General features: G+C 59.0%; 14 protein-coding genes. 4 read left to right on the top strand and 10 right to left on the bottom strand.

Going from position 1 to position 12,796, the window contains the following annotated elements:
- Positions 1 to 69 precede the first annotated feature (69 nt).
- The 4 genes from ACJSDX_RS02250 to ACJSDX_RS02235 all read left to right on the top strand — a co-directional run bounded on the left by ACJSDX_RS02250 (position 70) and on the right by ACJSDX_RS02235 (position 4,145).
- Complete coding sequence (locus ACJSDX_RS02250) at positions 70 to 585, top strand: sigma-70 family RNA polymerase sigma factor (RefSeq protein WP_407993298.1); 516 nt, start codon at positions 70 to 72, stop codon at positions 583 to 585.
- 8 nt (positions 586 to 593) lie between these two features.
- Positions 594 to 1,559, top strand: a complete 966-nt coding sequence (locus tag ACJSDX_RS02245; protein ID WP_407993297.1) for a FecR domain-containing protein — start codon at positions 594 to 596, stop codon at positions 1,557 to 1,559.
- Between the two features lie 116 nt (positions 1,560 to 1,675).
- Positions 1,676 to 3,241, top strand: a complete 1,566-nt coding sequence (locus tag ACJSDX_RS02240; protein ID WP_407993296.1) for a TonB-dependent siderophore receptor — start codon at positions 1,676 to 1,678, stop codon at positions 3,239 to 3,241.
- A gap of 52 nt (positions 3,242 to 3,293) precedes the next feature.
- A complete protein-coding gene (locus ACJSDX_RS02235) occupies positions 3,294 to 4,145 on the top strand; it encodes a TonB-dependent siderophore receptor (protein WP_407993295.1) in 852 nt (283 codons plus the stop codon).
- A 71-nt stretch (positions 4,146 to 4,216) separates the two neighbouring features.
- On the opposite strand, the gene ACJSDX_RS02230 is transcribed toward ACJSDX_RS02235, so the two are convergent.
- The 10 genes from ACJSDX_RS02230 to ACJSDX_RS02185 form a co-directional block, all read right to left on the bottom strand.
- The gene (locus ACJSDX_RS02230; protein WP_309565748.1) at positions 4,217 to 4,624 is read right to left on the bottom strand and encodes a PIN domain-containing protein; all 408 of its coding nucleotides are present in this window, start codon (positions 4,622 to 4,624) and stop codon (positions 4,217 to 4,219) included.
- 3 nt (positions 4,625 to 4,627) lie between these two features.
- On the bottom strand, positions 4,628 to 4,861 hold the full coding sequence (locus ACJSDX_RS02225; protein WP_309565747.1) for a type II toxin-antitoxin system Phd/YefM family antitoxin: 234 nt from the start codon (positions 4,859 to 4,861) through the stop codon (positions 4,628 to 4,630).
- A 93-nt stretch (positions 4,862 to 4,954) separates the two neighbouring features.
- Positions 4,955 to 6,223, bottom strand: coding sequence for an FAD-dependent monooxygenase (locus ACJSDX_RS02220; RefSeq protein WP_407993294.1), 1,269 nt, complete (start codon positions 6,221 to 6,223; stop codon positions 4,955 to 4,957).
- Complete coding sequence (locus ACJSDX_RS02215; protein WP_407993293.1) at positions 6,213 to 7,526, bottom strand: hemolysin family protein; 1,314 nt, start codon at positions 7,524 to 7,526, stop codon at positions 6,213 to 6,215. Before ACJSDX_RS02215 ends, ACJSDX_RS02220 begins: the two co-directional genes overlap by 11 nt.
- A gap of 12 nt (positions 7,527 to 7,538) precedes the next feature.
- Positions 7,539 to 8,516 carry a lipoyl synthase gene (gene lipA / locus ACJSDX_RS02210; protein ID WP_407993292.1) on the bottom strand — a complete coding sequence of 326 codons (978 nt, stop codon included), beginning with the start codon at positions 8,514 to 8,516 and terminating at the stop codon, positions 7,539 to 7,541.
- 220 nt (positions 8,517 to 8,736) lie between these two features.
- Positions 8,737 to 9,438, bottom strand: coding sequence for a lipoyl(octanoyl) transferase LipB (gene lipB, locus ACJSDX_RS02205; RefSeq protein ID WP_407993291.1), 702 nt, complete (start codon positions 9,436 to 9,438; stop codon positions 8,737 to 8,739).
- Positions 9,439 to 9,459: 21 nt separating this feature from the next.
- A complete protein-coding gene (locus ACJSDX_RS02200) occupies positions 9,460 to 9,753 on the bottom strand; it encodes an HP0495 family protein (RefSeq protein WP_407993290.1) in 294 nt (97 codons plus the stop codon).
- A 5-nt stretch (positions 9,754 to 9,758) separates the two neighbouring features.
- Positions 9,759 to 10,625 carry a D-amino acid aminotransferase gene (locus ACJSDX_RS02195; RefSeq protein ID WP_407993289.1) on the bottom strand — a complete coding sequence of 289 codons (867 nt, stop codon included), beginning with the start codon at positions 10,623 to 10,625 and terminating at the stop codon, positions 9,759 to 9,761.
- Positions 10,626 to 10,636: 11 nt separating this feature from the next.
- Positions 10,637 to 11,794, bottom strand: coding sequence for a D-alanyl-D-alanine carboxypeptidase family protein (locus ACJSDX_RS02190; RefSeq protein WP_407993288.1), 1,158 nt, complete (start codon positions 11,792 to 11,794; stop codon positions 10,637 to 10,639).
- Between the two features lie 50 nt (positions 11,795 to 11,844).
- Entirely contained in the window at positions 11,845 to 12,777 is a 933-nt protein-coding gene (locus ACJSDX_RS02185) for a septal ring lytic transglycosylase RlpA family protein (RefSeq protein ID WP_407993287.1), read from the bottom strand.
- Positions 12,778 to 12,796: the final 19 nt, after the last annotated feature.

The raw sequence follows: 12,796 nt of genomic DNA, 5'->3' as shown, positions 1-12,796 counted from the left end.
TCAAGAGTCCTTGCCTGATAAATTGGCGCTAATATAAAATGAGAAATATTCTCATTAATTAATGGTCAAATGGAAACGCTTCCGGATTCGCAGCAACAAATGCTGGGCACGCTGTATACCGAGCATCACGGCTGGTTGCAGGGTTGGCTGCGCAAGAGGCTGGGCTGCGTATTCGAGGCGGCAGACCTGGCGCAGGACACCTTCGTGCGGATCGCCTTGCAGCGCGAGCTGGAAAACCTGCGCGAGCCGCGTGCCTACCTCACCACCGTCGCGCATGGGCTCATGGTCAACCAGTTGCGCAGGCGCAAGCTGGAGCAGAGCTATCTCGAAGCCTTGGCGCAGGCTCCCGCCAGCGAGGCGCCCTCGCCGGAAATGCAGGCCATGCTGCTGGAAACCCTTTTGGAAATCGACGCCATGCTGGACGGCCTTCCTGCCAAGGTGCGCATCGCTTTCCTCATGGTGCAGCTGGAAGGCGCCTCGCATGCGGACATTGCCCGCCGTCTTGACGTCTCGGTGAGCTCGGTGCGCAAATACATCATGCGTGCCCTGGCCCACTGCCTTTCCGTTGAAACGCCCGCAGTTTAGGTCCCTGCATGTCCATTATCCCGCCTTCAACCGAACAGGCCGCCTTGCAGGCTGCCATTGCCTGGTATGCCCAGTTGAGTTCGGGCGAGGCCAGCGAAGCCGATCATGCCGCATGGCAAGCCTGGCACGAACAAAGCGCCGAACACCAGGCCGCCTGGCAACGCGTGGAGGCCATCACCGGCAAGTTCGAACAAGTGCCGGGCAAGCTCGGCATGGCGACCCTGACCCCGCAAAAGCGCCTGGAGCGCCGCAAGGCGCTCAAGCAGCTTGCCGTACTGCTTGCCGTGGGCGCGGGCTGGCAGGCCTATCGGGAACTGCCTTGGCAAAGCTGGAATGCCGATATCCGCACTGCGGTTGGCGAGCAGCGCACATTGGCGTTGGCCGACGGCAGCCGATTGGTCGTCAATACCGATTCCGCGCTGGACGTAGCATTCGATGCCCGGCAGCGTCTGATTCGCCTGCACCGCGGCGAAATCATGATGGATACCGGCCAGGAAACCGGGCCATACCGGCCTTTTGTCGTCCAGACCAGCGAAGGGCTGCTGACCGCATTGGGCACGAAATTCAGCGTGCGCCAGACCGATGGCGGGACCTTGCTCAGCGTGCTGGCGCATGCCGTCAAGGTCGAGCCGCAGTCCGCGCCTGGGCAGGCTTATACCGTCAGCGAAGGCATGGCCAGCCTGTTTTCTGCCCATGGGCAGATCACCCTGGGCCCGTTGTCGCCACAAGCGTCGAGCTGGGCCGATGGGTTTATCTATGCCGACAATCTGCCCTTGCCGCAATTCATCGCAGAACTGCAACGCTACCGCAAAGGCTGGCTGCGCTTGGACCCTGAATTGCATGGGTTGAAGATTTCCGGCTCCTTCCCGGTCAAGGATACCGATGCCGTATTGCACAGCATTGCCAGGACCCTGCCGGTCGATATCATCATGTTCACCCGCTACATCGTGCTGCTGGAGCCTCGCGCAACATAAAGCCTGACCTCCGGTTCGGGCAAGCCCGCCAAAATAATTTTCATTTTCGATTGTCACTTTTCGATTTTCGTTTGGCAAAGCAGATAGAGACGTTCAATCACTATCCAGGGAGCATCATGCCAGAAGAAAACAAAACCCATGCATTCAAGCGCAGCACCATCTCGTTGCTCTTGCAGGCCAGCCTTGCAACAGGCGCATTGATGCCGATGCATATGACACATGCCGCCGAAGCGATTTCGGCAGAAGCAAAAACCTACGCTATCGCAGCAGGCCCTCTGGGCGCGGCGCTTTCCACGTTTGCCACCCAGGCTGGCGTGCTGCTGTCTTTTGATCCAGTGGTAACCCAAGGAAAAACGGCGACAGGCCTCAATGGCAGCTACACCATCAGCCAGGGATTTGATGTTTTGTTGAAAGGAAGTGGCCTTGCCGCGAGGCAAGAACGTGATGGTGGCTATGCCTTGACCAAAGCATTGAGTCCACAGGCAAAAGGTGAGGATATTCTGCCTGAGGTGAGTGTGAGGACGAGGCGTGAAAAAGCGAATGACAGGCTGGTCACGGAAGGTACAGGATCTTATACAGCATCAGGCGCAAGCATCTTGAAAGGAGTGGATTCGCTGAAAGATATTCCCCAGTCAGTGACCGTGATGACGAGGCAGAGAATAGACGACCAGCGACTGGATACGCTGGCGGATGTACTGGCCAATACGCCTGGAGTGACGTTGGTCAAGCGCACGGGCGGCGGCAGCGATATTTATTCGCGGGGGTTTCAAACCAACATCATCCAATATGACGGGGTGCCCTTGTCCCGCAGTTACACTAACGGCAACCTGCTGTTGGCAAGTTCTGTCTACCTGGACCGGGTGGAAGTGTTGCGAGGGGCGCAGGGCTTGCTGGAAGGGGCAGGCAGCCCTGCTGGCGCGATTAATTTGGTGCGCAAGCGCGGATTGGCTGAAACTTCGATCATGGCTGAAGGCCGTGCGGGTTCCTGGGATAATTATGGTGCGCGAATCGATGCCGGAGGCGCGCTGAATGAGGCAGGAAGTATCCGTGGCCGTGCCGTGCTGGATTATGAGGATAAAAATTCATTTATAGACAAAGTGTGGGATCGCAATCTGAACGCCTATGCCGCTATAGATGTTGATCTGACTCCAGATACTACGATCGGGGCAGGTATCGCTTTCTCGCGTTTGAATGGAAATAGCAGCCTCTATTACGGGTTGCCGCGCTATGCCGATGGCACGACATTGCCCATTTCCAGAAAAGCCAATCTCGATGCCGACTGGAGCGAGGCGACGCGTCGGGAAACGCAGTTGTTCCTCGACCTTGAGCACAGGTTCAATGCGGATTGGACGTTAAAGGCGGCCGGGGTGTATACTGATGAGGAATATGATGCCGTGACTGCCCTTTCGTATTTCAGGTTGATTCCTGTGAATGGAAACTCGATGACGGCCCCCGGTTTTGAATATGATTTCGGCGGTAAGAGCAAAGGGTTCAATGCCAACGTCAATGGCAAATTGCAGGCGTTTGGCATGACACACGAGGTGGTGCTTGGCGCGAATTATTCAGATCAGGAGCGTCGTGATGCCTTTAATGAATATGCGAATACGACGGTCAACGTCTTTGACCATCAGGCGGCTATTTCTACACTTGATTCGCGGGTATTGAGCCGTACTGAGCTCTGACACTACCCAGAAAGGCATCTACGCGCTTTGGCGTACTCATTTGACGGAGCGCATGACGTTGATAGTCGGCGGACGTGCCAGTTGGTACAAGTATGCATCTTCCATCGTCAACCCTGTAAATGGCGCGATTGTAACCAGTTCCAACGAGAAAGAGAGTGGCGAGGTCACGCCGTATGGCAGGCTGGTATATGCGCTGACGCCACAGTGGTCGCTGTATGCGAGTTATACGGAGATATTCGAGCCGCAAAGTGCATTGGATACCCAGTTGAAAGTCCTGCAACCGATGACGGGCGTCAATTACGAGGCGGGGGTCAAGGGCGAGTTGTTCGATGGCGCCTTGAATGCATCCTTGGCCATTTTCCGTGTCGATCAGAAGAATCGGGCTGTCATAGACTATGACACTCCCATGATATGCGGCGGATCATATTGCTCCCGCTCGGCAGGAAAAGTCCGCAGCGAAGGTTTCGAGATCGAAGCGCATGGACTGGTGGCAAGCGGTTGGCAGGTCAGCGGCAGTTATACATACAATCGTAACAAGTACCTGGAAGACAGCGACGAGAGCCTGGTCGGCAAGCCGTTCAGTTACGAAACGCCCAGACATATGCTGCGCCTGTGGTCTGATTATCAATTACAGGGAGCGCTCGATAAATGGCGCGTTGGCCTGGGCGTCAATTACCGCAATGAACAGAAGACAGACAGCGATACCATGCTGAACCCTGTGCAAGGAAGTTATGCAGTGTGGAATGCGCGGGTCGGTTACCAAATCGATAAAAACTGGTCGGCATCTATGAACGCCGACAACTTGTTCAATAAAGAGTACTACTCTTTTATCTCGAACAACTATTTGAACAATTATGTAGGCGAGCCGCGGAAAGTTTTATTGACCTTAAGGTATAAATTCTGACGTTCGGTTAACGCTCTGGACATTACATCTGACCACTGCCGGTTTTCTACGGCAGTGGTTTTTTGTATTAGTCATTCCGCTATCCAGTTTTCCAGAAACAGGCCGGGCACTCGCTGGAATTCGCGCTGGTTGTCGGTGACCAGCGTAGCGTCGATCGCAAGGGCCTGGGCGGCGATCCAGAGGTCGTTGGCGCCGATGGGGGTGCCTTGCCGCTCGAGCAGGGCGCGGATACGGCCATAGTGTTGTGCGGTGTCGTGATCGACGCCGATTGGTTGCAGGCGATGGGTGAGTTCAGCCAGCCTGGTGTGGTTGCGTTCGGCGAAAACACTTTTTTCCGCACCGAACTCCAGCTCTCCCAGTACGATGCTGGAAAGCCGCAGGCTGCTAAGCGGCGTGTTTTCCAGATGCCGCTGGACCGTGGGATGGGCTTTTAGCGCTGCAATCAGGATGTTGGTATCGAGCAGGTAAATGACAGCCATGCATTAATCATCCAGCGAGGCGACATCTTCGGCAGGATTGTCACTGGGGGCTTGCAGGTCGTTTTCCTTGTCGGCCCAGAGGTCGCGGAAGGCTTCTGCGGCCATGCGCGGCCGATCCGGCACCAGGCGGGCGACCACCTTTCCGTGTCGTGTCACTGCGATTTCCTCACCGGCTTCGACTTCTGCGAGCAGTGAGGAAAAGCGGCTCTTGGCTTCCACTACCGAGATGTTTTTCATGAGGCCTCCAATTTGACTGGTTAATTATGACTATAAGGTCATATTATCAGCGGGAGTGCATCATGTCATCTTTAACCTTGCTATTTCATAATGCTATGTATGCCGCTGGATGAGTTTCTGCAAAGGGGAAAACAAGCGGGAAGCAGGTTGCGGATTCAATCCCAATGCATAGCGGATGACTTCCCGCTTGAGCGGGCCGTCGTGATCTGCAAGCTTGAGCCCGAGATTGCGTAAGGCGCGCAAAGGGGCGATATCGTTGCTGAAGCCATAACTGAACGCATCCATGGCGCGCTGCATGACGAGGTTGGCGAGCTTGCGCTGGCGTTCATAGCCTTGAAGGCGGGATAGTGCGGCAAGGTCGCCGCCGTCTTGCCAGGCCTGCTGCAGAATCTCGCTGAGCACGGCGGCATCCTGGAAACCGAGATTGACGCCCTGGCCTGCAAGCGGATGGATGGTATGGGCGGCGTCGCCGATCAGCACGACGCCTTGGCGAGTGTAAGCCTGCGCATGGCTGCGCGCGAGCGGGAAGCTGCCGCGTTGCACCAATTCCGTGATCTCGGGCAATGCGGCGGGGAAGTGCTGGCGGAACGCGTCCAGCAGCGCATCGTCGTCCAGCGCCAGCAACCGGCGCACTTCGCTCGGGCGGTGGTACCAGACCAGCGAGGCATAGTCACCGGGCAGGGGCAGCAGCGATTGCGGCCCGTCAGGGGTGAAGCGCTGCCAAGTGATGTCGCGTTCGCCGCCTTGGATGCGGACGGTGGCGACCAGCGCATGCATGGGGTATTGCCGGCTGTCCAATGCAATACCGGCGGCCTTGCGCACTTGCGAGTTGGCGCCGTCGGCACCGATGAGGAGTCTTGCCTCGAAGGCCTGGCCGCTTTTCAGGCGGATGTGGCTGCCTTCGGGCCGATAGGCGATCTGATCTATTTCGTCCGGGCACAGTAAGGTGACGTTGTCATGACCTTGAAGCGCCTCCAGGCAGGCGAGCTGCACCAGCCTGTTCTCGACGATATGGCCGAGCCAGTGCGCATCGACTTCCGCGGCATCAAACAAGGTGCCCTGGTCCCGGCGGTTTTCCCAGACCTGCATGCGCTTGAACGGCGCAGTGCGCATGGCTTGTATCGCCGGCCATGCGTGGGATTGATCAAGAAAGCCGATAGAGGTGGGGCTCAGGGCCGATACGCGCAAATCGGGCGTGCTTGACGCGTCAAAAGCGGCGGGCGGATGGTTCTCCAGCAGGGCGATCCGCATGCCGCTAGGCGCGAGCCTGGCAGCCAGTGCGCTTCCTATCATGCCGCCGCCGACGATGAACAGATCGACTTTTTGCAGGCCGTTCAACTCGGGTGCGGTATCACTCATCATGCTTCTGCTTCGGGTGGATGCGGATCAGGATGATGCGCGGGCCGTTCATTTTCTTGACGACGATGTCGAATTGCTCGAAGGCGATGCTCTCGCCCTCCTTGGGGATGTAGCCTAGCTTGGACAGCACCAGCCCACCGACGGAATCGACTTCGTCGTCGTTCTCAATCTCGATGCCCAGGGCGCGTTCCAGCGTGAAGATAGGCAGGCTGCCCTTGCCGATCAGCGTGCCGTCGTCGAGTTTGGTCCAGTCGTTCTGGCTCTGGCGGAACTCGTCGCGGATCTCGCCGACCAATGCCCCCAGCATATTGTCCAGGGTGATGAAGCCCTGGGGTTCCTGTCCCTTGCGGCCGACGATGGCGAAGTGGCTGGCCTTGCCCTCGCGGAAGCGGCGGAACAGTTCTATCGCAGGCAGGTCGGGAGCGACAAACGGGGCAGGGTGCACAAAGCGGCTCAGGTCCTGCAGTTCGTCCTCTTCGAACTTGGCGAGGAACAGGCTCTTGAGGTGGATGACGCCCTTGACCTTGCCGTCCTGCTCCACGAAAGGATAACGGCTGTAGCGGTGCTGGGAGATGATTTCCAGGTTTTCCTCGAAGCTGTTTTTTGCCGATAGGGAAATGGCCTCGTTGAAGGGCCGCATGAGGTCGGCGACTTCCAGGTCGCTGAAATCCAGCGTATGGGCGAGGATGTTCCATTCATCCTTGGTGAGCTCTTCCGAGGCACGGCTGCTGCGCAGGATCAGCTTCAGCTCGTCAGCCGAATAATGGGCGTCGCTGGCATGGCCGGTGCTGAGGCCGAATTTGCGCAATATCCAGTTGGAGCTGGCATTGAGCAGCCAGATGGCGGGGTACATGACCCAGTAGAAAACATACAGGGGCGCGGCCGTCCATAGGCCGACCGTTTCCGACTGGCGAATCGCCATGGATTTGGGGGCGAGCTCTCCCAGTACGATATGCAGGTAGGAGATGGTGAAGAAGGCGACCACGAATGAGATGCCGTGCACGAGTTCGGGCGCAGTGACGCCAACGCTGAACAGCAAAGGCTCCAGCAATTGGGCGAACGCCGGTTCGCCAACCCAGCCCAGGCCGAGCGAGGCCAGCGTAATGCCCAACTGGCAGGCGGACAGGTAGGCGTCGAGCTGGCTATGAACCTTGGCGAGGATGCGGCCGCGCCAGCCGTGGGTCTTGGCAATCGCCTTGACGCGGGTTTGCCGGAGTTTGACCAGCCCGAACTCGGCTGCCACGAAGAAGCCGTTGAGCAGGACCAGGAAGAATGCGAGCAGGATGAGTAGAAGGTTGCTTTCCATGATGGCGGAACGTTAGAAACTGACTCCCGCTTGTTGCGCCTGGTTGTCGGCATGGTAGGAGGAGCGCACCATGGGGCCGCAGGCCGCATGGGTGAAGCCCATGGCGAGCGCTTGCTGCTCGAATTCGACAAAACGCTGCGGCGTGACGAAGCGCTTGACCGGCAGGTGGTGCGGGCTAGGCTGCAGATACTGGCCCAGGGTGAGCATGGTGACGTTGTGCGCGCGCAGGTCGCGCATCACTTCCAGGATTTCCTCGTCGGTTTCGCCCAGCCCGAGCATCAGGCCGGACTTGGTCGGCACTTCCGGGTGCAGTTCGCCGAATTCCTTGAGCAAATCCAGCGAGTTCTGGTAGTCGGAACCTGGACGGGCTTCCTTGTAGAGTCGCGGCACGGTTTCCAGGTTGTGGTTCATGACGTCTGGCGGCGCGGCCTTGAGGATATTGATGGCGCGGTCGAGGCGACCGCGGAAGTCGGGCACCAGGATTTCCACCTTGATATTGGGTGAGTGGGTGCGCACTGATGCGATGCAGTCGACAAAATGCTGGGCGCCGCCGTCGCGCAAGTCGTCGCGATCCACGCTGGTGATCACCACATACTTGAGACGCATCTGGGCGATGGTGCGGCCCAGGTTCTCGGGTTCGTTGGCATCGGGCGGCAGCGGTTTGCCGTGCGATACGTCGCAGAACGGGCAGCGGCGCGTGCAGATGTCGCCGAGGATCATGAAGGTGGCGGTGCCGCCGCTGAAGCATTCGCCGATATTGGGGCACGATGCTTCTTCGCAGACAGTATGCAGGTTGTTCTCGCGCAGCACCTGCTTGATTTCGCGGAAACGAGCGCTATCCGGCACTTTCATGCGTATCCATTCCGGCTTGCGCATGGCCGGCATGGGAATGATCTTGATCGGGATGCGCGCCATCTTCTCGGCGCTGGTTTCCTTCACGCCCGCGACCTTGCGCGGCGGCGGGACGATGCGTTCTGTCGTTTCTGTCATAAGGTGTTCTCGGTGGGGTCTGTTCCCGTTTTATTCGTGTCTGCGTTGCTGTGGCAAATGGCGTCAGGCAAGACGCGGGACGCAGGCAATGGTTACTCCCTTGCCAAGTCCCGCAACACAGCATGGCGCCATTTGCCACAACAACCCTAAAGGGCCGGCACCGGTTTTTGCACGGTACTGCGTTATTCGTCGTTCATTTGGAATGACCAAACTTCTCTCCTCATGCCTTGCTCCGCACAAAAACCGGTGTCGGCGCGGACTCGAATAAAACGGGAACAGACCCCGGGCCTTCAGTATAGCCTAACTGTGATGTCAATTTATCAAGCAGCTTTTGTGCCGCCTCTTCGGGTGTCAGGCCGATTCCGAGGTCGCGGGCCTGGGTGACCTGCAATCCCTGGTAGCCGCAAGGGTCGATGGCGAGGAACGGGGCCAGGTCCATATCGATGTTCAGCGCCAGGCCATGATAGCTGCACTGGTTCTTGAGGCGTAGGCCAAGCGAGGCGATCTTGGCGCCGTTGACGTATACGCCGGGTGCATCAGCCTGTGCTACTGCCGTGACGCCGTGCTCTGCGAGCAGGGCGATGATACTGTTTTCCATCGCGCTGACCAGCGAGCGCACGCTCATGCCACGACGCTTGAGGTCGAGCAACACGTAGATGACGACCTGGCCCGGGCCATGGTAGGTGATCTTGCCGCCCCTATCCACCTCGATCAATGGAATATCATCCCGGCCCGGCGGGCGCACGGCCTTGCGGTTCAAGCCCAGGGTGTAGACGGGGGCGTGCTCGGTGAGCCAGAATTCATCATTGCTGTATTCGGTCCTGGACTGTGTGTAGGCCTGCATGGCCTGCCAGGTGGCGAGGTAATCGGTGCGGCCCAGTGTACGGATGACCAAAGGCCGGTTCATGCGCTCATGCTGCATGGGGTATCGCTGCCGCCGTCATCAAAGTACGTATTTCACCTTGGGGTGCGATGTGAGCGAGCGGTAGATGTCGTCCAGCTGCGGCTTGGAGTGCACGAGCACGGTGCAGGTCAGGCTGACGTATTTGCCGCCGGTGCTGGCCCGCATCTCGATGCGCGTGGCGTCGAAATCCGGCAGGTGCTGCTGGATCACGGCCAGGATCAGGTTGGCGAATTCCTCGTGTGCCTCGCCCATTACCTTGATGGGAAAGTCGCAGGGGAATTCGATCAGCGTTTCCTGATCGTCGGGCTTGTTGTCATTGGGCGCATTTGCCATATTGCTTACCTCGCGGGCCTCATTACTTGGTTCTTGAACGCCTGGTACAGCGCATGCATGCGCTTGAATACCGGGCCGGGCTTGCCGTCATTGACCGTCACGCCGTCCAGCGCGACTACGGCAAGCACTTCCTTCGTGGACGAGGTGAGCCAGATTTCATCCGCCGCGCGCAATTGCGCCTCGCTTACCGGGCCGACCTTGGTCGGCATGCCGTTTGCCTGCGCGAGCTCCAGCACCACGTCATAGGTGATGCCGGGAAGCATGAACTGGTTCTTGGGCGGTGCCAGCAATATGCCTTCTTTCACGACAAAGATATTGCTGCTGCTGCCCTCGGTGAGATAGCCGTCGCGCAGCATCAGGGTTTCCGCAACGCCATGATCCACGGCTTCCTGCCGCAACAATACGTTGGCAAGCAGGGAGATGGCTTTTATATTGCAGCGCTGCCAGCGAATATCAAGTGCCGTGATCGCGCTCACGCCGGATTCCACCAGTTCGCGCGATGGCGTCACCAGGGGCATGCTCATCGCCAACACGGTTGGGCTGACTTCCGGCTGGGGAAATGCCTGGTCGCGAGGTGCGACGCCGCGCGTGACCTGAATATAGAGCGATTGGTCGGCCAGCCCGGCATTGGCGGCGACCAGGCGCGTGCAGACGTCATGCCATCCGGCCGTATTGAGCGGGTTGCGGATGCGGACCGCTTCCAGGCTCTGGGCCAGCCGGGCGAGGTGTTCGTCAAGGCGAAACGGTTGTCCCGAATACACCGGGACGACTTCATACACGCCATCGCCAAAGATAAAGCCACGGTCCAGCACCGGGACCGTGGCCTGAGCCAATGACAGGAATGAGCCGTTGAGGTAGACGGTTTCATCCATGCGCTGCGGGATTACTCGAACCAGAGCTTGATCGTGTCCAGCAGGCGGCCGAAGATGCCGGCCACTTCCACGCCCTTGGCGGCGACCAGCTTGTGCTCGGCAATCACTTTATCATCCAGGATGAACTGGATGGTGCCCACCTGCTGTCCGGCGCTTACCGGGGCCACCAAAGGCTGCTGGCTCACCACCTTGGCCTTGACGCGGGCATATTCGCCCTTGGGCAGGGTGATGGAGACATTCCTGGCCACGGTCGCCACGACGTTGTTCTCTGCGCCCTTCCATACCTTGAGGCTGCTGACTTCCGCGCCGCGCTTGTACACCAGCTTGGATTCGTAGAACTGGAAGCCGTAGTTGAGCAGCTTCTGGCTCTCGGTCGCACGCGCGGAATCGGACGGAGCGCCGAGCACGACCGAGATCATGCGGGTGTCGCCGCGCTTGGCCGAGGTGACCAGGCAGTAGCCCGCGCTCTTGGTATGGCCGGTTTTCATGCCGTCAACGTAAGGGTCCAGCCACAGCAGGCGGTTGCGGTTAGGCTGGCTGATCTTGTTATAGGTGTATTCCTTCATGGAATACAGGCGCTTGTACTGATCGGGGAAGTCGCGGATCAACGCGGCCGCGAGCAGGGCCAGGTCATGCGCGGTGGTGTAATGCTGCGGGTCGGGCAGGCCGGTGGCGTTGACGTAATGGGTCTCTCGCATGCCCAGGCGCGCAGCCTCCTTGTTCATGAGTTCGGCAAAGCCCTCCTCGGAGCCGGCAATGCCTTCGGCCAGCGTGATGGAGGCATCGTTGCCGGACTGGATGATCATGCCGTGCAGCAGTTCATCGACGGTTACGGGCTTGTTGGGTTCGATGAACATCTTGGAGCCTTCCACCTTCCAGGCCTTGACGCTGACCGGCAGGGTCTGCGTCAGGGTCAGGTGGCCGTTCTTGATGGCCTTGAATGCCAGGTAGGCCGTCATGATCTTGGTGAGCGAAGCCGGCTCGACACGGGAGCTGCCATCCTGTTCCGCAATCACGCGCTCGCTGTTGAAGTCATAGAGCTGGTAGGACTTGACGGCCAGCGCCGGGGGTTGGGGGATGTCTGCCGCTTGCGCCGTCAGGGCGCTGGTCACAAAGGCGGTCACTGCAGCGATGAGGATCGCTGGCTTGCGGGTGGAAAGATAGGACATAGAATCTCTTTAACTCAATGATTTAGGGTTCAAGCCGGTAGCCAACAAACTCACTGGTATACCACGATCGCGTTGGTATTGAGTGTTTGCTTGATTTTTGCCGCCGCTGCCTCGGCCTGCTGGCGGCTGCTATATGGCCCGAGGCGCACGCGATAAGTTCCGGCATTATACCAATTCTCTACCTGGACATTGTCCGCGAGCTGGTTTTGCTGCAAGGTCTCGACCAGCCGGTCGCCGTTGGCCTTGACCGAGAAGGCGCCAACCTGCACATAGGCGCCGGTGATCGGCTGGTTGGTGACGGTTTCATTCATGGCGTTGGTGAGGCTGCCGTTGCCTGCCTCCGCAGCAGCGGGCTTGGCCTGTTGCTCGACAGTGGCCCCGGCTGGGTTTGAGATCGGCCTGCCATTTTCGTCCAGCGCCTCCACATCGACAATGCCGCTGCCTTTTTCGACCAGGCGCAGCTTGTAGGCTGCAGCGTAGGAAAGGTCTATCAGCCGGTTGTCATGGAACGGGCCGCGGTCATTGATGCGTACGATGACGGAGCGGCCGTTCTCCGGGTTGGTGACGCGTACGTAGCTCGGCAGCGGCAGAATGGTATGCGCGCCGGTCATGGCGTACATATCGTAGACTTCGCCGCTCGAGGTCTTTTGCCCGTGGTAGCGCTTGCCATACCAGGAAGCGATGCCGCGTTGCTTGTAAGGGGTGTGCTCCGTCAGCGGGGTATAGCGGCGTCCCAGCGCGCTGTACGGGCGCATGGCGCGCGGCAGCGGCGTTTCGGCGCGTGGCTTGGCATCCGGAATGCTGTCGATGTCGGCGGGCGGGTTGTCGCCAGGGCCGTCATCCAGGTAGTAGCCGCCTTTCTTGGGCGCGGGCTGTGTCGTCGGGGCAGGCTTGCCCGCTTCCGGTTTGACGCTGGTGCCGCCACCACAGGCCACCAGGGTGAGGGCAATCATGCCAGGAATCAGGTTGCGTATCAGTTTCATGAGGTCTGCAGGCTTTCGA

It is taken from the genome of Methylobacillus draconifructus (assembly GCF_045984355.1).
Taxonomy (GTDB): Bacteria; Pseudomonadota; Gammaproteobacteria; order Burkholderiales; family Methylophilaceae; genus Methylobacillus; species Methylobacillus flagellatus_A.
The sequence above is the reverse complement of the archived record's forward strand: the minus strand, read 5'-3'. Positions and strand labels throughout refer to the sequence as shown.

Excerpts from the sequence above, each read along its gene's own strand:
- ACJSDX_RS02220 (WP_407993294.1), bottom strand. The coding sequence starts at position 6,223 with ATGATGAGTGATACCGCACCCGAGTTGAACGGCCTGCAAAAAGTCGAT.
- ACJSDX_RS02240 (WP_407993296.1), top strand. The coding sequence starts at position 1,676 with ATGCCAGAAGAAAACAAAACCCATGCATTCAAGCGCAGCACCATCTCG.
- ACJSDX_RS02250 (WP_407993298.1), top strand. The coding sequence starts at position 70 with ATGGAAACGCTTCCGGATTCGCAGCAACAAATGCTGGGCACGCTGTAT.
- lipA (WP_407993292.1), bottom strand. The coding sequence starts at position 8,516 with ATGACAGAAACGACAGAACGCATCGTCCCGCCGCCGCGCAAGGTCGCG.
- ACJSDX_RS02230 (WP_309565748.1), bottom strand. The coding sequence starts at position 4,624 with ATGGCTGTCATTTACCTGCTCGATACCAACATCCTGATTGCAGCGCTA.
- ACJSDX_RS02235 (WP_407993295.1), top strand. The coding sequence starts at position 3,294 with ATGACGTTGATAGTCGGCGGACGTGCCAGTTGGTACAAGTATGCATCT.
- ACJSDX_RS02245 (WP_407993297.1), top strand. The coding sequence starts at position 594 with ATGTCCATTATCCCGCCTTCAACCGAACAGGCCGCCTTGCAGGCTGCC.
- ACJSDX_RS02215 (WP_407993293.1), bottom strand. The coding sequence starts at position 7,526 with ATGGAAAGCAACCTTCTACTCATCCTGCTCGCATTCTTCCTGGTCCTG.
- ACJSDX_RS02225 (WP_309565747.1), bottom strand. The coding sequence starts at position 4,861 with ATGAAAAACATCTCGGTAGTGGAAGCCAAGAGCCGCTTTTCCTCACTG.
- lipB (WP_407993291.1), bottom strand. The coding sequence starts at position 9,438 with ATGCAGCATGAGCGCATGAACCGGCCTTTGGTCATCCGTACACTGGGC.
- ACJSDX_RS02185 (WP_407993287.1), bottom strand. The coding sequence starts at position 12,777 with ATGAAACTGATACGCAACCTGATTCCTGGCATGATTGCCCTCACCCTG.
- ACJSDX_RS02190 (WP_407993288.1), bottom strand. The coding sequence starts at position 11,794 with ATGTCCTATCTTTCCACCCGCAAGCCAGCGATCCTCATCGCTGCAGTG.
- ACJSDX_RS02195 (WP_407993289.1), bottom strand. The coding sequence starts at position 10,625 with ATGGATGAAACCGTCTACCTCAACGGCTCATTCCTGTCATTGGCTCAG.
- ACJSDX_RS02200 (WP_407993290.1), bottom strand. The coding sequence starts at position 9,753 with ATGGCAAATGCGCCCAATGACAACAAGCCCGACGATCAGGAAACGCTG.